Genomic DNA, 19,407 nt, shown 5'->3' with positions numbered 1-19,407 from the left:
TGATGTAAAATAAACGGGAGGAGAAAACCATGATTTCAATCGGCTTAACTGGTTGGGGAGATCACCCGGAAGTATATAGTGAAGTTACTGCAGCAAAAGATAAATTATTCGATTATAGCGGGCATTTCCCTGTCGTAGAATTAGATACGTCCTTTTATGCGATTCCTTCACCGGCAAATGTAGAGAAATGGTGCAAGGATACACCGGATAGCTTTCAATTTGTCGTGAAGGCATATCAGGGCATGACCGGTCATTTACGCAATGAACTGCCATTTGAGACGAAAAATGATATGTTCAACGCATTCCGAAATTGTGCAGATACATTTAAAAAGCACGGTAAGCTTGCAATGATACTAGTTCAATTTCCACCATGGTTTGACTGCCAAGGGAAAAATGTTCAATATATCCGCTATATAAAGCAACAATTACAAGGGTATCCTATTGCTATTGAGTTTCGAAACCAAACTTGGTACAGTCCGGAAATGAAAGAGAAGACACTGCAGTTTTTAAAAGACAATCAGTTGATTCATACAGTTTGTGATGAACCGCAGGCAGGAAGCGGCTCCGCTCCTTTTGTACCAATTGCTACTAGTGAGAAGGTGCTCGTACGTATTCATGGGCGCAATGTTCATGGATGGCGAAATATAGGACATGGGGAAAACTGGCGCAAAGTGCGGTTTTTATATGATTATAATGAAGAAGAACTGCAGAAACTTGCAGAGGAAGTAAAATCTTTGGCACAACAATCAAAACACGTCTTCGTATTATTTAATAATAATTCTGGAGGGCATGCAGCAAAAAATGCAAAACGAATGCAGCAAATTCTTGACCTTGAATTTGATGGTTTAGCGCCAAAGCAATTAGGTCTTTTTGAAGAATAACGTAGAGTGAGGTGGCAATGCAAAAGTGCGAGAAGTAATTCATATATTCCATACGAATGATTTGCATAGTCATTTTACGTACTGGAAGCGCAGTCAGTCGTTTATTCAAATACAACGTCAAATACTTGCCGGAAAAGGTGAAACTAGCTTCTTGGTCGATTTAGGAGATCATTTGGATCGTTCTAATTTATATACAGAGGCAACACTTGGTAAGGGGAATATCAAAATGTTGAATGATGCCGATTATGATGTTGTGACAATGGGAAACAACGAAGGTATAACGCTCTCCTATGATTTGCTCTATCAGTTATATGATGATGCAAAGTTCGAGGTAGTTGTTGCAAATCTATATTCACAATCAGAAGAAAATCCCCGGTGGATGAAACCTTATACAATATTAACTACCCGGTACGGCACAAAAATCGCTGTAATAGCTGCGACTGCTCCGTTCGACCTTTTCTATAAGGAACTTGGGTGGAACGTAACAAATCCGCGTACAGAGCTTGTAAAACTGGCATTTGAATTAAAAGAGCAGGCGGATATCATTGTTTGTTTATCACATTTAGGGATTACCGAAGATGAATTGCTGGCACAGGAATGTCCGATTATCGATGTGATTTTCGGCGCGCACACACATCATGTGTTTGAAAAAGGTAAAGTGGAAAACAATGTTCTATTAACTGGAGGCGGGAAATTTGGGCAGTATACCGGACAGTTGACGATGGAATTTGACCACGTGTCCCGGAAATTAGTAGAAAAATCAGATCAATTATTTGAAAACGCACTTTTACCAACTGTCGAAGAAGAAGAGCAGTGGTTGTCCAATATTCAAAAAGAAGCAAAGGCTATATTGGAAAAACCTATTTTCACATTAACGAAACCATACAATAAAGAATGGTTTCACCGTTCCCAATTATCGGATTTATTTGCAGAGTGTATGTATGATTATACAGAAGCGGATTGTGTCATGTTCAATGCTGGAATTTTTGTCGAACCGCTGCGTAAAGGACTAATTTCTACATATGATATTCATAAAATTTTCCCCCATCCGATAAATATATGTGTCGTGCAAATAACCGGCAATGAATTAAAGGAAATTTTCACTCAATCCGAAAATGAAGAATGGCCACGTCTTGAATTAAAAGGCCTTGGTTTTAGGGGCGTAATCTTCGGAAAAATATTGAATTATGGTATTGAGATGACGAAGCAGCGTGAGTTATATATTAACGGGAAACTCATGGAGCCAGATCGGATCTACCGATTAGCAACACTGGATCTGTTTACGTTCGGTTATTTCTTCCCAAGCTTTAAATATGCGAAAAAACAATATATTCTACCGGAATTTATCCGGGATGTCTTTAAAAATTATTGTATGAATAAGTTTCAGTAAATTTCCCAAAAGCCACTTTCCAATTATATAATGAACGTAATAGTAGAATGGAGAAATTTATAGATGCGATTAATATCGATAAATGTTTTGAAAGAAGGTATGGCAGTCGGCAGAACTATTTGGAATGAAGCAGGTCATCCACTGCTTCATAAAGATGTCGTTGTAACTGGCCGAATTATTGAAAGGCTGCGAGAGCTGAATATTCATTATTTATACATTGATGACAAACTATCAGCCGGAATTGAAATAGAAGAAACAATCGTACCGTTAAAAAGAATGGAAGCCGTTAAAAATATGGCGAAATCGTTCGAAAATGTGAAAAAAGCTAAACGGGATCAGGCCTCCTTTGTACTGGATCAACAGTCCAAAGTAATCGGCTTAATTGTCGATGATATTATGAATGCCATAATTAACAGCGAAGAAGTATTAATGGTTCTGACTGATGCTTATTTGTATGACAAATATATTTACCAGCATTCATTCCAAGTAGCGTTGTATTCAATCGCGATTGCTAAAGAAATGGGCTATTCTTACGAAGACATACGATTAATTGGGATTGGGGCTATTTTACATGATGTGGGCAAGCTGCTTATATCACCTGATATACTATTAAAGCCGAGTAACTTAACCGATGAAGAATACGAAGAGATGAAGAATCATGCCCGTTACGGGTTTGACTTATTACGTAATTTACATTCAGTATCATTGCTTGTAGCACATTGCGCATTTCAACATCATGAACGGATTGATGGAAGCGGTTATCCACGGGGACTTGTTAACAGTGAAATTCATCCGTTTGCAAAAATTATCGCTGTTGCAGACGTATTTGATGCGTTGACGTCGAATCGGATATATCGGAAGAAAATGTTGCCGTCTGAAGCGATAGCGATTATTGGTAGAGGCGATGGAAAGCAGTTTGATGCAAAGGTAATGGAGGCATTTAGACGTAGCATTGTCCATTTCGCAAATGGATCAATTGTGTTGCTGTCAGATGGACGGCGTGGAATTGTATCAAAGCAAAATCTTGTTGATGTGACACGTCCCTGGATACGTGTTTTCCAGGAAAACGGCAAAATGTTGGGTGCTACTTATGAAATATGTTTAAGTGATTACCCGACAGTCCACATCAAAAAAGTTGATGTAGATTTTGATGAAAATATAGAATAGAAAAATCCTCCATCTCATATTTTATGGGAAGGAGGATTTTTTTTGCGTTTTCGTAAAAGAAAGTGGAATTCCTATGGCAGGAAAAAGGGCAAAATGCATAATGCCGTAACAATCGTTATCGTCAGTATTGTCGGTATGGTTTGTTTTAGTATATATGTTATCAATGATAGATTAATGCCAACCTATTTACAGTACGCCGAAGTCCAAACATTTAAAGTTGCTTCGTATGTTGTAAGTAAAGCAATTAATTCCAGAACATCAAGTGTGCTTGATGTAAATGATGTCATCGTCGATTTACCGACCCAATCAGACGATATGATTACGACAAAATTTAATACGGAAATAATTAACCAAGTACGGGCAGAAACAACAGCATTAGTAAAAGAGTATTTAGAGCAGGCTGAAAATGGAGATTTATCACATTTGCCGAATCTGGAAAATGTAGAATATGACGTAGGGAAAATGGAAGCAGGGGATGGAATCGTATTTTTCGTACCGTTAGGGCAGGCTTTAAACCTTCCGATTATCGGGAATTTAGGGCCGAAAATACCGATTCGTTTTCATATTATTGGGAATGTAAGCAGTAATGTTGAATCAACAGTAAGTGAATTTGGCATAAATAATGCAATTGTAGAAGTAAATTTACTTATTGGAGTAAATGTACAAATTATCGTGCCATTTGCCAGTAAATCTGCATCGGTCGAACAGAAAATCCCGATAGCAATTGGTTTAGTCCGAGGAACAGTGCCGCATATCTATAGTGCAGGTGAAGGGGCACAGCCGTCTATCGAAGTACCAATCCCTTACGAATAATAACTTAATTATGATAAATTCAAATTATAAGAATACTCTGTTGTTGGAAAGTTGTTAATATGATACTCTGACATCAGAACATCGTAGCATTTGAGTGAGGGGAGTAAATGATATGACAGCTTGTAAACCAACTAATCCTAGGGAAGAACACTTACGCAAACCGGAGTGGCTAAAAATTAAGCTAAATACCAATGACGAATACAAAGCATTAAAAAAATTAATGCGAGACAATAACTTGCATACGGTATGTGAGGAAGCTCGCTGCCCGAATATTCATGAATGCTGGGGTGAACGTCGTACAGCAACAATGATGATTTTAGGTTCTGTATGTACGCGTGCATGTCGTTTCTGTGCAGTTAAAACAGGTTTGCCTAATGAGTTGGACTTGGCTGAACCAGAGCGCGTAGCAGATTCTGTTGCGTTAATGAATTTAAAACACGTTGTTATTACAATGGTAGCACGTGATGACCTGAAAGACGGAGGCGCGGAAGTACTGGCAGAAACGGTGCGTGCAATCCGCCGTAAAAGCCCGTTAACTTCTGTGGAAGTACTACCATCCGATTTAAGCGGCCGTGAAGAAAGTTTACGCATATTAATGGACGCAAAACCGGACATTTTAAACCATAATATCGAAACAGTACGCAGTCTGACACCACGTGTTCGGGCAAAAGCGACATACGACCGTTCACTGGAGTTTTTACGCAGAGCAAAAGAAATGCAGCCAAATATTCCTACAAAATCTTCTTTAATGATTGGTTTAGGAGAAACGTTAGAAGAAATCTATGAAGTAATGGACGACTTGCGTGCAAACAATGTTGATATTATGACAATCGGCCAATATTTACAGCCGACAAAAAAACATTTGCCAGTAAAAAAATATTACTCTCCAATCGAGTTTGGCAAGCTGCGTAAAATCGCTATGGAAAAAGGCTTCAGTCATTGTGAAGCAGGTCCATTAGTACGCAGTAGTTACCATGCGGATGAACAAGTGAATGCAGCAAAACAATCAAGTGTTACATTGTAGAAAATAGACGTTTAACTTATTTATGCGGGCATCATAACACTCGCCGAAAGACGGACTATAGCTGATTTCACCATATTTACCTACAAAATTTGTTGTGAATATTGCTTTCATGTTCAATATTCATTAACATGGAAATAGATAGGTGGTGTCTAGTTTGATTATTGCAGATGGGTATGCTTATGAAGTGATCGAAAATGTGCGTGAAGGTTTTCAAGAAGATGCATTTATCGCACGATACTCAGATATTTTATCGAAATATGATTATATTGTAGGGGACTGGGGTTACGGTCAACTACGTTTAAAAGGATTTTTTGATGATAAAAATCAAAAATCCACGTTTGATACAAAAATTAGTACGATTCAAGACTATTTGTACGAATATTGTAATTTTGGATGCGCCTATTTTATACTTCAAAAAACAGGCCGTGCACAAGAACAAAAGAAAGAACAAATCGTTGCACAACAAACTGAGGCAGAAGAGCCGGTTGAATCAGCTGAATAACGTACAAAAGAGGAGGCGCCTTATAGTGCCCCCTCTTTTTTTAGCTTAATAGTTCACGTAAATATTCACGTAAGTCTTCCGTCTCTTCTTCTGTACGGTTGTATACATGCTCTAAATACCCAGGTTCTTCCACATCATCTGCTCCAATAATGGCAAAACGGCCAAATTGAATATCAAGAACGAGCACTTTTCCGAAAAATCGACTACTTTGCAATATGGCTAAATCATAACGCTGAGTTTTTCCGGCAAAGCTGACGAAGCGCGTTTTTGTATCTTCTACATCATCATATAAGAAAAATCGTTCCATTTTGTTTTGTACCCCTTCCATCTCTATAGAATATGGTACTATATAAAGGAAAACACTATCAACTTTTATTGATTGAATGGAGGCTTTATCTATGTACTTCGTAGATAGAAATAAAATTACAAACAACTTAGCACACTTGGACGAGTTACTGGCGATCTTTGAATCCACTGAGAACTGGTTGGCAGATGATATTCATAAACTGGCATTACAACGAATCGGCCATAATGTAATGGAAGCGATGATGGATGTAGGGAACTTAGTGATTGACGGCTTTATTATGCGTGATCCTGGAAGCTACGAAGACATTATCGATATTTTCGTTGATGAAAAAGTGATTACAGAAGAGATGGATGCACCATTAAAGGCGGTTGTCGGCTTACGAAAAATGATCGTTCGTGAATTTATCGCTGTAGATAGTGAAGAAATTTTAAATGTATTAACAGCAAACTTAAATATACTAAAGCAATTCTCACCAAAAGTTCACGATTACTTAACGAATGAATTAGGACCAGTTTCAGCATTTTTACCAGAGGATGAGGCATAATGTTCCCGTATAAAGCGTATTGCTTTGATCTGGACGGGACAATTTATCGGGGGAAAGAAGCGATCGATACTGCCGTGAAATTTGTTCACCTTCTACAGGATGAAGGAATTGAGCCGTATTATTTAACGAACAATTCATCGAAAACCCGCGAACGACTGCAGCAGGTTTTACAAGATATTGGCGTAGATGCACCGCTCGATCATATTTATTCAAGCTCGCTTGCAACGGCAGCCTATGTAGCTAAGATGAGTGCAAATAAAAAAGTGAATGTTGTCGGTGAACTTGGCATTCGCACGGCTTTAATCGAACAAGGATTAGAGATTACCGATGAGCAGAGCGATGTTCTTGTAATGGGGATTGACCGTCAAATCTCATATGAGAAACTTGTAAGAGCATGTGACTATGTTCAGAAGGGCGCGAAGCTAATTGGAACAAATGGTGATATTAAATTTCCGAATGAAACGGGTTTTACTCCGGGAAATGGTTCATTTGTTCAATTAGTAGCAAATGTATCCGGGGTTACACCGACCTTTGTAGGGAAACCATCACCGGTTATGCTGCAGATCATTGCTGATGAGCATCACTTTGAAAAGAGCGAAATGGTCATGGTAGGGGACAACTATGATACCGATATTTTATGTGGTATAAACTTCGGCTGTGATACAATTCATGTCAATACGGGAGTTACTCCTACTGAGATTGTAAAACAGCAAGCCAAGCTTCCTACGTATTGTGTAGAAAATTTGATGGAACTTTTTAAATAAAGGAAAAATCCGATGTGGGTCGTCTACCACATCGGATTTTCTTCTATATATTTATAAATGCGCGTCGTCAGCTCTTCTGGAGTGTCCGCCTCAACTATATCCCCGTTAACAACGGCATAAAAGTTTTCGGCACATTTCGTGCAGTAGCTTAAGCAGCCATATTCCAATACATCAATATCAGGATCTTGCTCCAGTTGTTCATATGTTTGTTGCGCGCCATTTGCTAGATTGCTGATGCAAAATTCGACTAATGGATTTAACATGTTGTCACCTCACTATTAGCAATCCTACTTTTTTTTGCTGCGAACGTCAATTTCTCCGATTTAATATCTTTGACCACATGTTTGAATACACTTCAATTGCAACAAAATAAATAAAATAGGGTAATAAAAAACTTATGTGAATAAATTCACAAAATATCATTTAACATATTGTGAAACTTATCACAAACAGTTATAATACTTATGGAAACTTTGTGAACACAATTATGATGCGTCAAAGCTTCATAATTGATTACTTACAGATATGAGGGAATATGCTATGCAAAAGTTAGTATTATTAGGTGGCGGCTACGGAAATATGCGAATTTTACTTCGTCTATTACCAAGTTTACCAGCAGATGTAGAAATTACATTGGTTGACCGTACACCATTCCATAGTTTGAAAACAGAATTTTATGCACTTGCTGCAGGTACATCAACAGATAAGGAAGTCCGTGTTGCGTTTCCGGAACATGAGCGCTTAAAATGCGTGTACGGAGAAGTGGTACGCATCGACCGTGAAGATAAAAAAATTTACTTGGGTGACGGCGAAGAGCTTGCTTATGATCAGCTTGTTATTGGTTTAGGCTGTATTGATAAATATCATGGAGTGCCGGGTGCCGATGAATTCACATATAGCATTCAAACAATCGCCAAATCACGTAAAACATTTGAAAAAGTATGCGGATTAGCTCCTGGTTCGACAGTTGCCATTATTGGTGCAGGTCTTTCAGGAATAGAACTTGCAAGTGAACTACGCGAAAGCCGTTCGGATTTGAAAATTAAATTATTTGACCGCTCACACCGTATTTTACGCGATTTCCCGGAAAAGCTAAGTGAGTATATTAAGTCTTGGTTTATTAAACACAACGTAGATGTAATTGCAGAATCGAATATTACGCGTGTTGAAGAAGGCCGTTTATATAACCATGATGAAGTAATTGAAGCTGACGTAATCGTATGGACAGCTGGTGTACAGCCTGTAAAAATTGTTCGTGAACTTGATGTTGAAAAGGATAAATTCAATCGTCCGATCATTACCGATCATTATCATGTAGTTGGGGATGAAAATGTATTTGTAGTAGGAGACTGTGCTTCATCTCATTTACCTCCAACAGCGCAACTGGCAGAAGAACAAGGCGAACGAATCGTTAAAGTTCTAAAAATGCGCTGGAAAGGCGAGCCGCTTCCAGAAAAGCTTTCAGAAATCAAAATGAAAGGCTTTATGGGCTCCCTTGGTAAAAAGCAAGGCTTCGTTCATCTAGCTGATACAACGGTAACAGGACGTATTGCACGCCTTATGAAGTCGGGTCTGCTTTGGTACTATAAAAAGCAAAACGAAAACTAAAATTGAGCGTCCCTGCAAAGGAAATCAATTTGGCTTTAAACGAAAAAATTCAATTTCCTCAAGGAGAAAATTGAATTTTTTGTTTATGTTAATATTTTATTCTTCTGTTGGTACAAAGCCAGCTGATTCAAGCGCTGTAAATACAGGCTTAATCTGCACATAGCCTTCACCAACTACTTCATCATTGACAAGAACTAAAGGGTAGAAAAATTCATCTTCTTGAATACGGTTTGCGTAATCTTGATCACGTTCATTATCAATTACACCTTCAATATCGATATAGCGGATAGTAAACGGCTGTTCCGGATATTTTCGTGAAATTGCCGCTTGAAGCCATTCATATGTATCTTTGGAAGATGGTGCATTTACACAGCTGGCACAGATGATGTCAGCGCCGAAAACTTCTATAACTGGATGAGATTGTGACATAGGAATTCCAACCTTTCGTTATTCAATAATGGATTTTTTTGCTCCTTCACATTATAATGATTTTAATGAAGGGAGTCGAGCAAAATGACAGAAACAGAACAATATGCACAAGTACAAGAAGTTTTAGATAAATTACGTCCGTTTTTACTACGTGACGGCGGAGACTGTGAATTGGTAGATATTGAAGAAGGTATCGTTAAATTGCGCTTATTAGGTGCATGCGGTAGCTGCCCAAGTTCTACAATCACATTAAAAGCAGGTATCGAACGTGCACTACTTGAAGAAGTGCCGGGTATCGTCGAAGTAGAACAAGTTTTCTAATTCAAATTAAAAGAGCTGCCAAGAAAGTTATTACTTACTTGGCAGCTCTGTTTTATTGGGCGATTTTACCGCGCTCTTCACGAACTAATTCCCATTGCTCTTTAGCCATATTAACAAGTTTGGCTTCACCGCCTACACGTTGACTTTCAATTACACGGGAAAAGAAGCGTGTGGCGTTTTCATAATCCCCAAGACGACGGGACAATTCGGCAATCATATACACAATTCGTACGCTCGACATTGTAGTACCTGCATAATCTTCCGTGGAATAGCTTTCCATATAATGATCGCGGGCCAATTTTAAAAAGCGCTGTTCCTGCCCAACATTTTTTAATGATCGATATAACCACGCCAAGCGCAATGCCAAGCCGGAAGTAATGACGAATTTTTCTTTTTTGATCGTTGCGCAAAACAATGCAAGTTTATAGGTTTGAATTGCTTCAAAAACCGAACGTTCTTTACTGAAACTGTGCGGTACCCAATGACTGCAAATTTTTTCATTGATTTGTTCTTTCACACCTGGAGCAAAATATTTACTGAAGTCTTCTGTAAACGAAAACCCGCAATGTTGACAGACAAAAACATTATAATATAAACCATTCACGTTATTGTCCGTATAGACTGGTTGAAAGTCGGATGCTGTATGTTCAATATTTATGGACTTGGTACGAACTTTAAGTGTTGAAAAATTTTTCTTACAATGAATACAGTTCACTGTCTTTTCGTAAAATGGGGAAATTTCCATAAAGGTTCATACCTTTCGTTTAATTATGTTTCCTTATTATAGCAAGGAAACTTAAAGAATTGTGAGTAATTTACTGAATTTGTGTGAATTTTTTAGGTATTTTATCCTTATCCCTTTTTACTCAATGCAGGAATATAATCAGGGAGAGCAGTTTTGTTGTCAGATAGCTTTTACAATTGATATGATAAATAAAAGAAAGAAGGTGACTGGAATGGCAAGTGAAAAACAAGTAATCATTTTAACAGAAGCGGCCTCATTTCAAGTCAAAGAAATGATGGTTCATAACGAAGAAGAAAATGCGAGTCTGCGTGTAGCTGTAAAAGGCGGAGGCTGCAGTGGCCTTTCATACGGTATGGCATTTGAGCAAACAATAAATGACGATGATTTCGTTGACAACCAACACGGCATTCAAATTATCGTATCCGAGGAAGATGCGGGTATTTTACAAGGCACGAAAATTGATTTTAAACAATCATTAATGGGCGGCGGTTTCACAATCGACAACCCGAACGCACTTGCTTCATGCGGCTGCGGCACAAGCTTTAAAGCGGCAGCACGTCCGGCAGAAGAGCAACCATGTGAGTAATGGATTGTGAATAGCGAGTCTCTTTGATTTGTGATGTTATTAAACATGACAAATCAAGGAGGCTTTTTTTTTGTCTTAAAAAGAAAATAAACAACTGAAAGAGTATATCATGTAAAAATATGTTGGATTAAGTAAAAAATTAGGTTAAAATAACAATCGGGAATCAATAATAGTACTTTTATCTATAATTTATAGTTATATAAGAGTAATTTATACTCTTTTTTTATCGGGAGTAATAGTTAAATAATTCTATAAACAGGGAGGTTAATTAGTTACAGTACAAATAAAATTTAAATATATAAATATAAGGGGTGTATATAAGTTGAAAAAACAAACAAAATCTAACTCTTCTATTAAATCAAAGTTAATTGGAATCTCTATTTTACTATTGATTGTTCCGATGATTGTAATTGGAGTGGCAAGTTACCAGAAAAGCTCTACTAGCTTAGAACAAATAGGTAAAACAAACTTGCAAAACAGTGTTGAATTTACACTTGCTACAATTGATGCTTATAATTCGGAAGTTGAAAAAGGAACTATTTCACTTGAAAGTGCTCAAGAGAAAGTGAAGGAGATTATTTTAGGCGAAAAGAACGGGGATGGGATTCGACCTATAAACTCTTCAATTGATCTTGGTATAAATGGCTATATGATTGTGTACAGTCAAGATGGAACTCGTATTGCGCATCCATCTAAAGAGGGTGCTAGTGCATGGGATGATGAGGATGAAAATGGAGTGAAATTCGCTCAAGAGATGATTGAAATAGCGAATGACGGTGGTGGATTTACTTTTTATAATTCAGCATTACCAAATAATAAAGAACAAATTGAAGAGAAGGTTTCCTATTCAAAAGTAGATCCAAACTGGGATTGGGTAGTGACTGCAAGTACTTATATGATGGATTTTAATCAACCTGCTACAGAGTTGTTGAATATTATTCTTGTTGTTATGGGTATTTCAATTATTTTAGGGGTAATCATCATTTGGTTCTATGCAAATTTAATAACTAAGCCTATCATTAAAGTAACGGAACAGATGGGGTACCTTGCAAATGGTGATTTGACGAAAGAACTGCTGCTAGTAAAATCAAAAGATGAAATAAGCAGATTGGCGGATGCCATTAATTTATTACATAAAAATCTTAAAAATTCGATAAAAAAGGTTTCCGAAACTTCAGAGTCATTAACAAGTCAAAGTGAAGAACTATCACAATCTGCCGATGAAGTGAAAATGGGATCGGAACAAGTGGCATCTACTATGCAAGAATTAGCTGCTGGTTCAGAAACACAGGCTAATCATGCAAGTGAATTAGCTTCGGTAATGAATATTTTTGTCGAAAGAGTCCATGATGCAAATGAGAATGGATTACGGATAGAGGAGAATTCAAAAGTCGTATTAAATATGACTAATGACGGATCGGAATTAATGATAAAATCAATTCAACAGATGGAAAAAATCCATTCCATTGTAAATGAATCCGTTCAAAAGGTTGCAGGGTTGGACAAGCAATCACAGGAAATATCAAACCTAGTTACAGTCATTAAGAATGTAGCAGATCAGACAAATCTTCTTGCTTTAAATGCTGCAATTGAAGCTGCAAGGGCTGGAGAACACGGAAAAGGATTTGCTGTAGTTGCTGATGAAGTAAGAAAACTAGCTGAGCAAGTATCTAATTCTGTAACAGATATTACGGGTATCGTAGACGATATTCAAAAGGAAACTTTTTTCGTGTCTGACTCACTAAAATTAGGGTATAAAGAAGTCGAGCAAGGAAAAACACAAATTGAATCAACAGGTAAAACTTTCGAAGGAATTAGTAATGCTGTAAATGAAATGGTGAATAGTATTGCAACGATCGGCCAAAACTTATCAGAGATTTCAGCTAGTACACAAGTGATGAACAGTTCTGTTGAAGAAGTTGCATCGGTATCTGAAGAATCTGCGGCTGGCATTGAACAAACAGCAGCATCTGTTCAACAAACAAGCAGTATAATGGAGGAAGTAGCCGGGAGTTCGAAACAGCTTGCCAATTTAGCAGAGGAACTCAATACATTAGTGAGAGAGTTTAAACTTTAATTTTTAACAATAAGAATAGGCAGCACGTATGGACAAGAGCAACCATATAATAAAATGTAACGAATCTCGAAACCTTTAGCAGTAAACTTCCGCTAAAGGTTTTTTTCATGAATATTGATATTTCCACCTTTTCATATGAAGAATAAATTATCATTATTTTAAAACTTATATTTCCTATAAAATAACTATGTTTTATTAGATGGTTTTGTATTATTATAAGGTTTGAATTATTATAGATTTATCACCATACTGCTAGGGGGCTTTTTTAAATGAGTGTTTTAGAATTACTGGATAAGTTAGATCAAATCGAAATTTTATATGAGCCAATCTATAGTGCAGATGGACATCGCATTGTGGCTTATGAAGCGATAGGCCAAGTGGAAAGTGAAAATGAAAAAGAGCCGATCAATATCGAGCAATTTACATATGAAAAAGACGTACCAGCAGACATTAGAGCAGAAATTGAACAAATCTTTGTTCGCAGATCGTTGCAAAATGTCGCCCATTTAATTGATGATGTTGGTTTGTATATCCCGTGCAACCCCGAACTGCTTTTGCTGGATTTTGGGGAAAGTTATTTTACGATGCTGAAAGAAACAGTCGCTGAATCGAACCTTCGAAATATTACCCTTGTCATGACGGAACATCTTTACGAAGGGGAGATGAATCAGCTGCAGCATTTAATTCGCTATATTAAAACATATGGCATTAAAATTGCATTGGCAGATGTCGGCTCACAAACACAGCTTGAAAATATTTTACTGCTCGAACCCGCTATTCTTAAAATTAATGTCGGCCAGTTGAACTATAATTTATGGGGCGCGCAAAACCATGCGTTTTCAACAATTCGTACACTTGCTGTGAAGATGGGGACGCAATTATTAGTCGAGAATATTGAAACGGTCTATCAATTACAGCACGGATGGAAAAACGGTACCCGTTATTTCAAAGGGCCTTATTTACAAATGCCGCATAAAGAGCTGCAAGTACGCGATTCTTTAAAAGAACGTTTCCGCAAGGATTGTGAACAGTTTATTGCTACGGAAAAGAAATTGCTTCTGCATAAGTATGAGGAAATGAAACGTCTTGAACGTATGATTTGTTCAACAGTCGATCAAATCAATCCATCTACATCACAAATTGATAAACTGATGCATCTGGCAAATGCTTTGGAAAAATGCGCATTTCGTATTTATATTTGTGACAGCAATGGTTTCCAAACATCCCCGAATATCCGCTGGATCGATGAAAAATGGGAAAAACAAGAAGAAATCATCGGTAAAAACTGGAGCTGGCGACCGTACTTCCTGTTGAACATTATTAAAATGACAAAAGACAATAAAGGCGAGTTGTCTTCGGTTTACAGTGATATTGAAACAGGCGAGTTAACACGCACGTATTCAATGGCCATTTCAAACGAAGAGTTTTTGTTTATTGATATTAAATACGATTATTTATATGAACATAATATTGTAAATTGACTGAACGAATAATAATCATATGTTTGAAATCACACAGGAAAAACGCTACTATTATGTTAGTATTTCAGTAAAAAACCGTTTACTGGCGTTCTATAAAAATGACTGATAGATTTATAGCGCCGGTTCATTAAAATGAAGGGGTTTGATTGAATGAAAAGACCGACAATTCTAGTATTAGGCGCAGGGTACGGAGGATTAACAACGATTGTAAATCTTCAAAAGTTAATCAATACAAATGAAGCAGAAATTATTTTAGTGAACAAAAACGACTATCATTATGAAACAACTTGGCTGCATGAAGTAGGTGCAGGAACGATTTCTCCGGATAAAGCACGGTATCCGATTTCAAAAGTCATTAATCACAATGTAACGTTCGTCATTGCCAATGTAGAAAACATTGATGTCAATACAAAGAAAGTAGAAACTTCAGCTGGTGAGTTTTCGTATGATTATTTAGTGATTGGCTTAGGCTTCGAAGGGGAAACATTCGGCATTCCTGGACTGAAGGAACATGCATTATCATTGACGAATATCAATACCGCACGCCAAGTCCGCGAGCATATCGAGTATCAGTTTGCTTCTTGGACATTGGATGAAGTGAAAGACGACAGTAAACTTACGATTGTCGTAGGTGGGGCTGGCTTTACAGGCATAGAATTTTTAGGGGAGCTCGGTAACCGGATTCCTGAGCTTTGCAGAGAATTTGATATCCCTCAGGAAAAAGTACGTCTTCTTTGTGTAGAAGCAGCACCGACTGTATTACCTGGATTTGATCCGGAACTAGTCGATTATGCGCAGGAACAGCTGCGTAAAAAAGGTGTGGAATTTTCTATTGGCACACCGATTGTGGAAGCAACAGCAGAAGGTGTAAACATTAAAAAAGAGGAAGAAAACACGGAATTCATTAAAGCCGGTACAGTTGTATGGGCTGCAGGAGTACGTGGAAATGCTTTAATCGAGTCTTCCGGTATTGAATCGAACCGTGCACGTATTGCAGTTCGGGAAGATATGCGCGCACCGGGCTTTGATGATGTCTTTGTAGTAGGAGACTGTGCATTTTTACTGAATGAGGAAGCAGGCAGACCTTACCCGCCGACAGCTCAAATCGCGATGCAGCAAGGTGAGATCATTGCCAAAAATATAAAGCATTTAATGAATGATGAGCCGACAGAAGTATTCGCTTACGATGATAAAGGAGCTGTTTGTTCATTAGGTCAGGAAGATGCCATTGGAACAGCATTTGGTCGTAAATTTAAAGGGAAGCCAGCATCAGCATTAAAGAAAGTCGTAGATGACCGAGCATTATATTTAGTCGGCGGTGTCGGCTTAACATTGAAAAAAGGGAAATTCAAATTTATATAAACGAAATTCAAACTTGCAAACGAGTGTGTAACGCTTCCTTTGCAAGTTTTTTTACACCGTATTAACGGGAATCAAGACTTGAGCAGGTTCTAATCAGTGGGGGTTGAAGAAAATCAGCGCTGTTTAAAGTTTCACTCTAACATCATAGCAAAGGGGATTGTTATTTATGAAAAAGGATCGAGGAAAAGTTTGGCTTGGGGTTGCCGCAATAGTTGAAAATTCAGCAGGAGAATGGCTGCTCGTAAAAAAAACGTATGGGGGACTAAAAGGGGCCTGGTCTTTACCGGCAGGATTTGTCCAGCCAGCCGAAACAGTTACGACAGCTGTGATGCGTGAAGTATTGGAGGAGACAGGGATTCTTTGCGAAGTAAAGGGACTTGTCGGCTTCCGTTCCGGTGTGATCCTGAATGATATTAGTGATAATATGGCGATTTTTTATTGTAAACCGGTCGATAATGATCAGCCTTTTACTTTGCAGGAAAGAGAAATCGGTGAAGCATGCTGGATGGCACCGAGTGAAATTATTCACCATGAACTGTCATCAGTTATGCTCAGAGAAATGGCCAACCAGCATGCAGCACAACATATTCACCCGATTATTGAAGGTGTGAACCCGGGGGATGTATTCGGATATAGCGAATACCATCTGTTTTATAAAAAATAAACGATTTACTTTATGAAGGAACTCTGACAATATTAGTATTCTGTACGTTATTTTGGATGTTGAATTGAAAGGACCCGTTATATCATGTAAAATTATGATAGATTAATGGGGGTATACATAACATGAATGATGTTTCGCTAGTACAAGTAATCATTTCCGTCGTATTATTTTTTGTCATGTTTTTTGGTATCGGCTTTTTATTGAATATGTTATTACGGATGACATGGTTGATGGCTATTGTCTATCCGATTGTAGTAATTTTTATCATTGATGAAGTAAGCTTTTTGGATTATTTCTTTAAGGCAGGGACAGCATTTCCGGCTTTAATCGATAAAATTCAAGCATTACAGCTCGTGGATATCATCATCTTAGCTGGTGGTTTTGGCGGGGCAATCGTTTCGGGCTTTGTTATGATTGCGCTGCGCAAAGCAGGATATCGCATGTTCTAGTTTACTTCAGCGGAATATTAGCAACGCAAAAAAAAAGGGGTATGTTAAAGCCGGTTTAGCCTTTAACATACCCCTTTTTTTATAATACTTGAATGGTGTACCATAAAGCCGCAAAAACAATCCCAGCCAATCCTCCGATGAATACTTCACTTTTTTTGTGACCTAATAATGTTTTTAAATCCTCTATTTTTTCTTGCTCATTCATTTCCGGCCAACGTTTAATTTCATCAAAAAACAAACGGAGATCGTGGCGCAGTTCGTTTAAAACGGCCGCGTGTTGTCCAGCCTGAAAGCGTACATGGCTAGCATCGTACATGACGATTCCCGCCAGCATCGCTGCAACAGCAAAAGTCGGTGAATCAAATCCCGTCTCGATACCGACCGCCGTAGCAACACTTGTTACAGCTGCAGAATGGGAACTTGGCATTCCGCCGGTAGATGTCAGCAAGCTCCAATCCACTTTTTTCGTTACGATAAAATGAATCGGTACTTTTAAAATTTGCGCAAAAACAATCGCGAAAACCCCAAGCCAAAGCGGCGTATTTTGTAGAAGTTCGATAATTACACCTACTTTCTCCTCATTGCTATAATTATATCATTTTCCCTAAAATCGTTTGAATTTAAACTTGCAGAAAAATAAAAATTATTGGATGTTTCGTTACCCGAATTAATAAAATTTGTATATAATGAAACTATACATTAGGAGGTTTTTAACTATGAATATTGAATCTACAGCAAAAACGTTTGAAACACAAACTTCTGAAACATTGATTATCGGAGTACAAAAACATCGTGAACAAATGAAAAAATGGTCAGCGTTTAGTGAATTTTATGGAGAGATCATTGACACATGGCTGCATTCAGCTGAAATTTCATCAGACATAAAAAAAATTACGAAATTACCGTATTCAGGCGGCCACTCTTCACTTAAACGTATTTACTTTGTCGGTCTCGGTGAACGGAAAAATATAACATCAAACGAATTACGTGAAGTATTTGCAGCAGTTGGTAAAGAACTGAAGGCATCAAAAGTAAGCGACGCGGCAGTTTGGTTGGAATCGTTTACAACAGATCAGCTGGAAGAAGCGGAAGTTGCGTATTTAGCTGGTGAAGGTTTGAATTTAGGCTATTATTCAGTACAAAATTATAAAACATCTTCAAATGAGCCGAAAACGTATTTTGATCAAATTCAATTTGTTACGGAAGTGAATATGGAAGATGTGATCGGTAATTTCGAAGTAGGGAAAATTTATGCGGATGCGGTAAATGAAGCGCGTACATTAATCAATTTGCCTCCTAATTTACTGACAGCAAGTGATTTGGCGGATTATGCAACAGAGCTTGCCAATATTTATGGTTTAGAGGTTGAGATTTTAAACAAAGCACAAATGGAAGAACTGGGTATGGGCGGTATTTTATCTGTCAATAAAGGTTCTGTAGAAGAGCCTCGTTTAATTACATTGAAATATAAAGGGAAACCGGAATGGGAAGATGTGATCGGCTTTGTCGGAAAAGGAGTAACATACGATACAGGCGGCTACTCATTAAAACCGCGTGAAGGCATGGTCGGCATGAAAGGTGATATGGGTGGTGCGGCTGCTGTTCTTGGAGCTATGCGTATTATCGGCGAAACACGACCGAAACAGAATGTCGTTGCCGTAATCGGTTCTACAGACAATATGGTATCAGGAGATGCATTTAAGCCGGATGATGTTATTACAATGTACAACGGCAAAACGGTTGAAGTATTAAACACAGATGCGGAAGGTCGTTTAGTATTGGCAGATGCTATGACATATGCGAAACAGCAAGGAGCTAACTATTTAATCGATGTAGCGACATTAACGGGCGGAGTAATCGTTGCATTAGGTAAAGATAAAACAGGTGCTTTAACTAATAATGAAGAATTTTTCGAAGAGTTTATGGGTGCGGCACTTGAAACAGGTGAGTTCGTATGGCGCTTACCATTAACAGAAAGCGATAAAAAACGTATCCGGAAATCGGAAGTGGCAGATTTAAACAACTCGCCTGGTCGTGACGGTCATATGATTTTCGGCGGCGGCTTTGTTGGGGAATTTGCAGAAGGTACGCCTTGGGTTCACCTTGATATTGCAGGGACATCTGATGCGGATGCACCGCATGTATTAGGGCCAAAAGGCGGGACAGGTGTAATGGTGCGTACTTTGGCAACACTGGTGGAATTGCGCGATAATTAATTAACATGACAGGATGTTTTGCAATGAAAAACTTGCAAGGCATCTTTTTTATTTTTAGGCGGGTGACTAGCGGCTCT

Annotated in this window: 21 protein-coding genes and 1 pseudogene; 17 read left to right on the top strand and 5 right to left on the bottom strand. The window is 38.1% G+C overall.

The annotated features are described in order from the left end of the window. Positions 1-29: 29 nt before the first annotated feature. The 6 genes from ABS917_RS17295 to ABS917_RS17270 all read left to right on the top strand — a co-directional run bounded on the left by ABS917_RS17295 (position 30) and on the right by ABS917_RS17270 (position 5,777). On the top strand, positions 30-881 hold the full coding sequence (locus ABS917_RS17295; protein ID WP_350480162.1) for a DUF72 domain-containing protein: 852 nt from the start codon (positions 30-32) through the stop codon (positions 879-881). Positions 882-906: 25 nt separating this feature from the next. Beyond that, positions 907-2,271 (top strand): bifunctional metallophosphatase/5'-nucleotidase, encoded by a 1,365-nt coding sequence (locus ABS917_RS17290; protein ID WP_350480161.1) that lies wholly within the window; start codon positions 907-909, stop codon positions 2,269-2,271. A gap of 63 nt (positions 2,272-2,334) precedes the next feature. Further along, on the top strand, positions 2,335-3,438 hold the full coding sequence (locus ABS917_RS17285; RefSeq protein ID WP_350480160.1) for an HD-GYP domain-containing protein: 1,104 nt from the start codon (positions 2,335-2,337) through the stop codon (positions 3,436-3,438). Between the two features lie 42 nt (positions 3,439-3,480). Next, entirely contained in the window at positions 3,481-4,251 is a 771-nt protein-coding gene (yunB, locus tag ABS917_RS17280; RefSeq protein ID WP_251690080.1) for a sporulation protein YunB, read from the top strand. A gap of 112 nt (positions 4,252-4,363) precedes the next feature. Further along, positions 4,364-5,275, top strand: a complete 912-nt coding sequence (lipA, locus tag ABS917_RS17275) for a lipoyl synthase (RefSeq protein WP_350480159.1) — start codon at positions 4,364-4,366, stop codon at positions 5,273-5,275. A 154-nt stretch (positions 5,276-5,429) separates the two neighbouring features. Further along, a complete protein-coding gene (locus ABS917_RS17270; protein WP_340732945.1) occupies positions 5,430-5,777 on the top strand; it encodes a YutD family protein in 348 nt (115 codons plus the stop codon). A 40-nt stretch (positions 5,778-5,817) separates the two neighbouring features. Here the strand turns inward: ABS917_RS17270 and ABS917_RS17265 are convergent, their stop codons facing one another. Further along, positions 5,818-6,084 carry a DUF3055 domain-containing protein gene (locus ABS917_RS17265; protein ID WP_008408657.1) on the bottom strand — a complete coding sequence of 89 codons (267 nt, stop codon included), beginning with the start codon at positions 6,082-6,084 and terminating at the stop codon, positions 5,818-5,820. Between the two features lie 91 nt (positions 6,085-6,175). On the opposite strand from ABS917_RS17265, the gene ABS917_RS17260 reads away from it, so the two are divergent. Together ABS917_RS17260 and ABS917_RS17255 are read left to right on the top strand one after the other, a co-directional pair. Beyond that, positions 6,176-6,628 (top strand): DUF86 domain-containing protein, encoded by a 453-nt coding sequence (locus tag ABS917_RS17260; RefSeq protein ID WP_079524179.1) that lies wholly within the window; start codon positions 6,176-6,178, stop codon positions 6,626-6,628. Further along, a complete protein-coding gene (locus ABS917_RS17255) occupies positions 6,628-7,392 on the top strand; it encodes a TIGR01457 family HAD-type hydrolase (RefSeq protein ID WP_350480158.1) in 765 nt (254 codons plus the stop codon). Before ABS917_RS17260 ends, ABS917_RS17255 begins: the two co-directional genes overlap by 1 nt. A 23-nt stretch (positions 7,393-7,415) precedes the next feature. On the opposite strand, the gene ABS917_RS17250 is transcribed toward ABS917_RS17255, so the two are convergent. Continuing rightward, on the bottom strand, positions 7,416-7,655 hold the full coding sequence (locus tag ABS917_RS17250; protein WP_350480157.1) for a YuzB family protein: 240 nt from the start codon (positions 7,653-7,655) through the stop codon (positions 7,416-7,418). A 277-nt stretch (positions 7,656-7,932) separates the two neighbouring features. On the opposite strand from ABS917_RS17250, the gene ABS917_RS17245 reads away from it, so the two are divergent. Then, on the top strand, positions 7,933-9,000 hold the full coding sequence (locus ABS917_RS17245; protein ID WP_350480156.1) for an NAD(P)/FAD-dependent oxidoreductase: 1,068 nt from the start codon (positions 7,933-7,935) through the stop codon (positions 8,998-9,000). A gap of 96 nt (positions 9,001-9,096) precedes the next feature. Here the strand turns inward: ABS917_RS17245 and ABS917_RS17240 are convergent, their stop codons facing one another. After that, complete coding sequence (locus ABS917_RS17240) at positions 9,097-9,429, bottom strand: YuzD family protein (protein WP_008409039.1); 333 nt, start codon at positions 9,427-9,429, stop codon at positions 9,097-9,099. 28 nt (positions 9,430-9,457) lie between these two features. On the opposite strand from ABS917_RS17240, the pseudogene ABS917_RS17235 reads away from it, so the two are divergent. After that, positions 9,458-9,750 (top strand): annotated as a pseudogene (locus ABS917_RS17235) (NifU family protein). A gap of 52 nt (positions 9,751-9,802) precedes the next feature. On the opposite strand, the gene ABS917_RS17230 reads toward ABS917_RS17235, so the two are convergent. After that, a complete protein-coding gene (locus ABS917_RS17230; protein ID WP_350480155.1) occupies positions 9,803-10,495 on the bottom strand; it encodes a DUF2225 domain-containing protein in 693 nt (230 codons plus the stop codon). Positions 10,496-10,706: 211 nt separating this feature from the next. On the opposite strand from ABS917_RS17230, the gene ABS917_RS17225 reads away from it, so the two are divergent. From ABS917_RS17225 to ABS917_RS17200, 6 genes are all read left to right on the top strand, one after another. Next, on the top strand, positions 10,707-11,081 hold the full coding sequence (locus ABS917_RS17225; protein ID WP_350480154.1) for a HesB/IscA family protein: 375 nt from the start codon (positions 10,707-10,709) through the stop codon (positions 11,079-11,081). Positions 11,082-11,403: 322 nt separating this feature from the next. Continuing rightward, a complete protein-coding gene (locus tag ABS917_RS17220) occupies positions 11,404-13,158 on the top strand; it encodes a methyl-accepting chemotaxis protein (RefSeq protein WP_350480153.1) in 1,755 nt (584 codons plus the stop codon). A 269-nt stretch (positions 13,159-13,427) separates the two neighbouring features. Continuing rightward, on the top strand, positions 13,428-14,639 hold the full coding sequence (locus tag ABS917_RS17215) for an EAL-associated domain-containing protein (RefSeq protein WP_350480152.1): 1,212 nt from the start codon (positions 13,428-13,430) through the stop codon (positions 14,637-14,639). A 150-nt stretch (positions 14,640-14,789) separates the two neighbouring features. Further along, a complete protein-coding gene (locus ABS917_RS17210; protein ID WP_350480151.1) occupies positions 14,790-16,001 on the top strand; it encodes an NAD(P)/FAD-dependent oxidoreductase in 1,212 nt (403 codons plus the stop codon). 166 nt (positions 16,002-16,167) lie between these two features. Beyond that, positions 16,168-16,665 (top strand): NUDIX domain-containing protein, encoded by a 498-nt coding sequence (locus ABS917_RS17205; RefSeq protein ID WP_350480150.1) that lies wholly within the window; start codon positions 16,168-16,170, stop codon positions 16,663-16,665. Positions 16,666-16,787: 122 nt separating this feature from the next. Then, on the top strand, positions 16,788-17,114 hold the full coding sequence (locus tag ABS917_RS17200; RefSeq protein ID WP_350480149.1) for a YuiB family protein: 327 nt from the start codon (positions 16,788-16,790) through the stop codon (positions 17,112-17,114). Positions 17,115-17,193: 79 nt separating this feature from the next. Here the strand turns inward: ABS917_RS17200 and ABS917_RS17195 are convergent, their stop codons facing one another. Continuing rightward, positions 17,194-17,673, bottom strand: coding sequence for a divergent PAP2 family protein (locus ABS917_RS17195; RefSeq protein WP_079524169.1), 480 nt, complete (start codon positions 17,671-17,673; stop codon positions 17,194-17,196). 157 nt (positions 17,674-17,830) lie between these two features. Between ABS917_RS17195 and ABS917_RS17190 the strand changes: the two genes are divergently transcribed. Beyond that, positions 17,831-19,330, top strand: coding sequence for a leucyl aminopeptidase (locus tag ABS917_RS17190; protein WP_350480148.1), 1,500 nt, complete (start codon positions 17,831-17,833; stop codon positions 19,328-19,330). Positions 19,331-19,407 lie beyond the last annotated feature (77 nt).

The sequence above is a fragment of the Solibacillus sp. genome (assembly GCF_040273735.1).
GTDB lineage: Bacteria > Bacillota > Bacilli > Bacillales_A > Planococcaceae > Solibacillus.
Note: the sequence above shows the minus strand (reverse complement) of the source record. Positions and strands in the feature narration are given on the sequence as shown.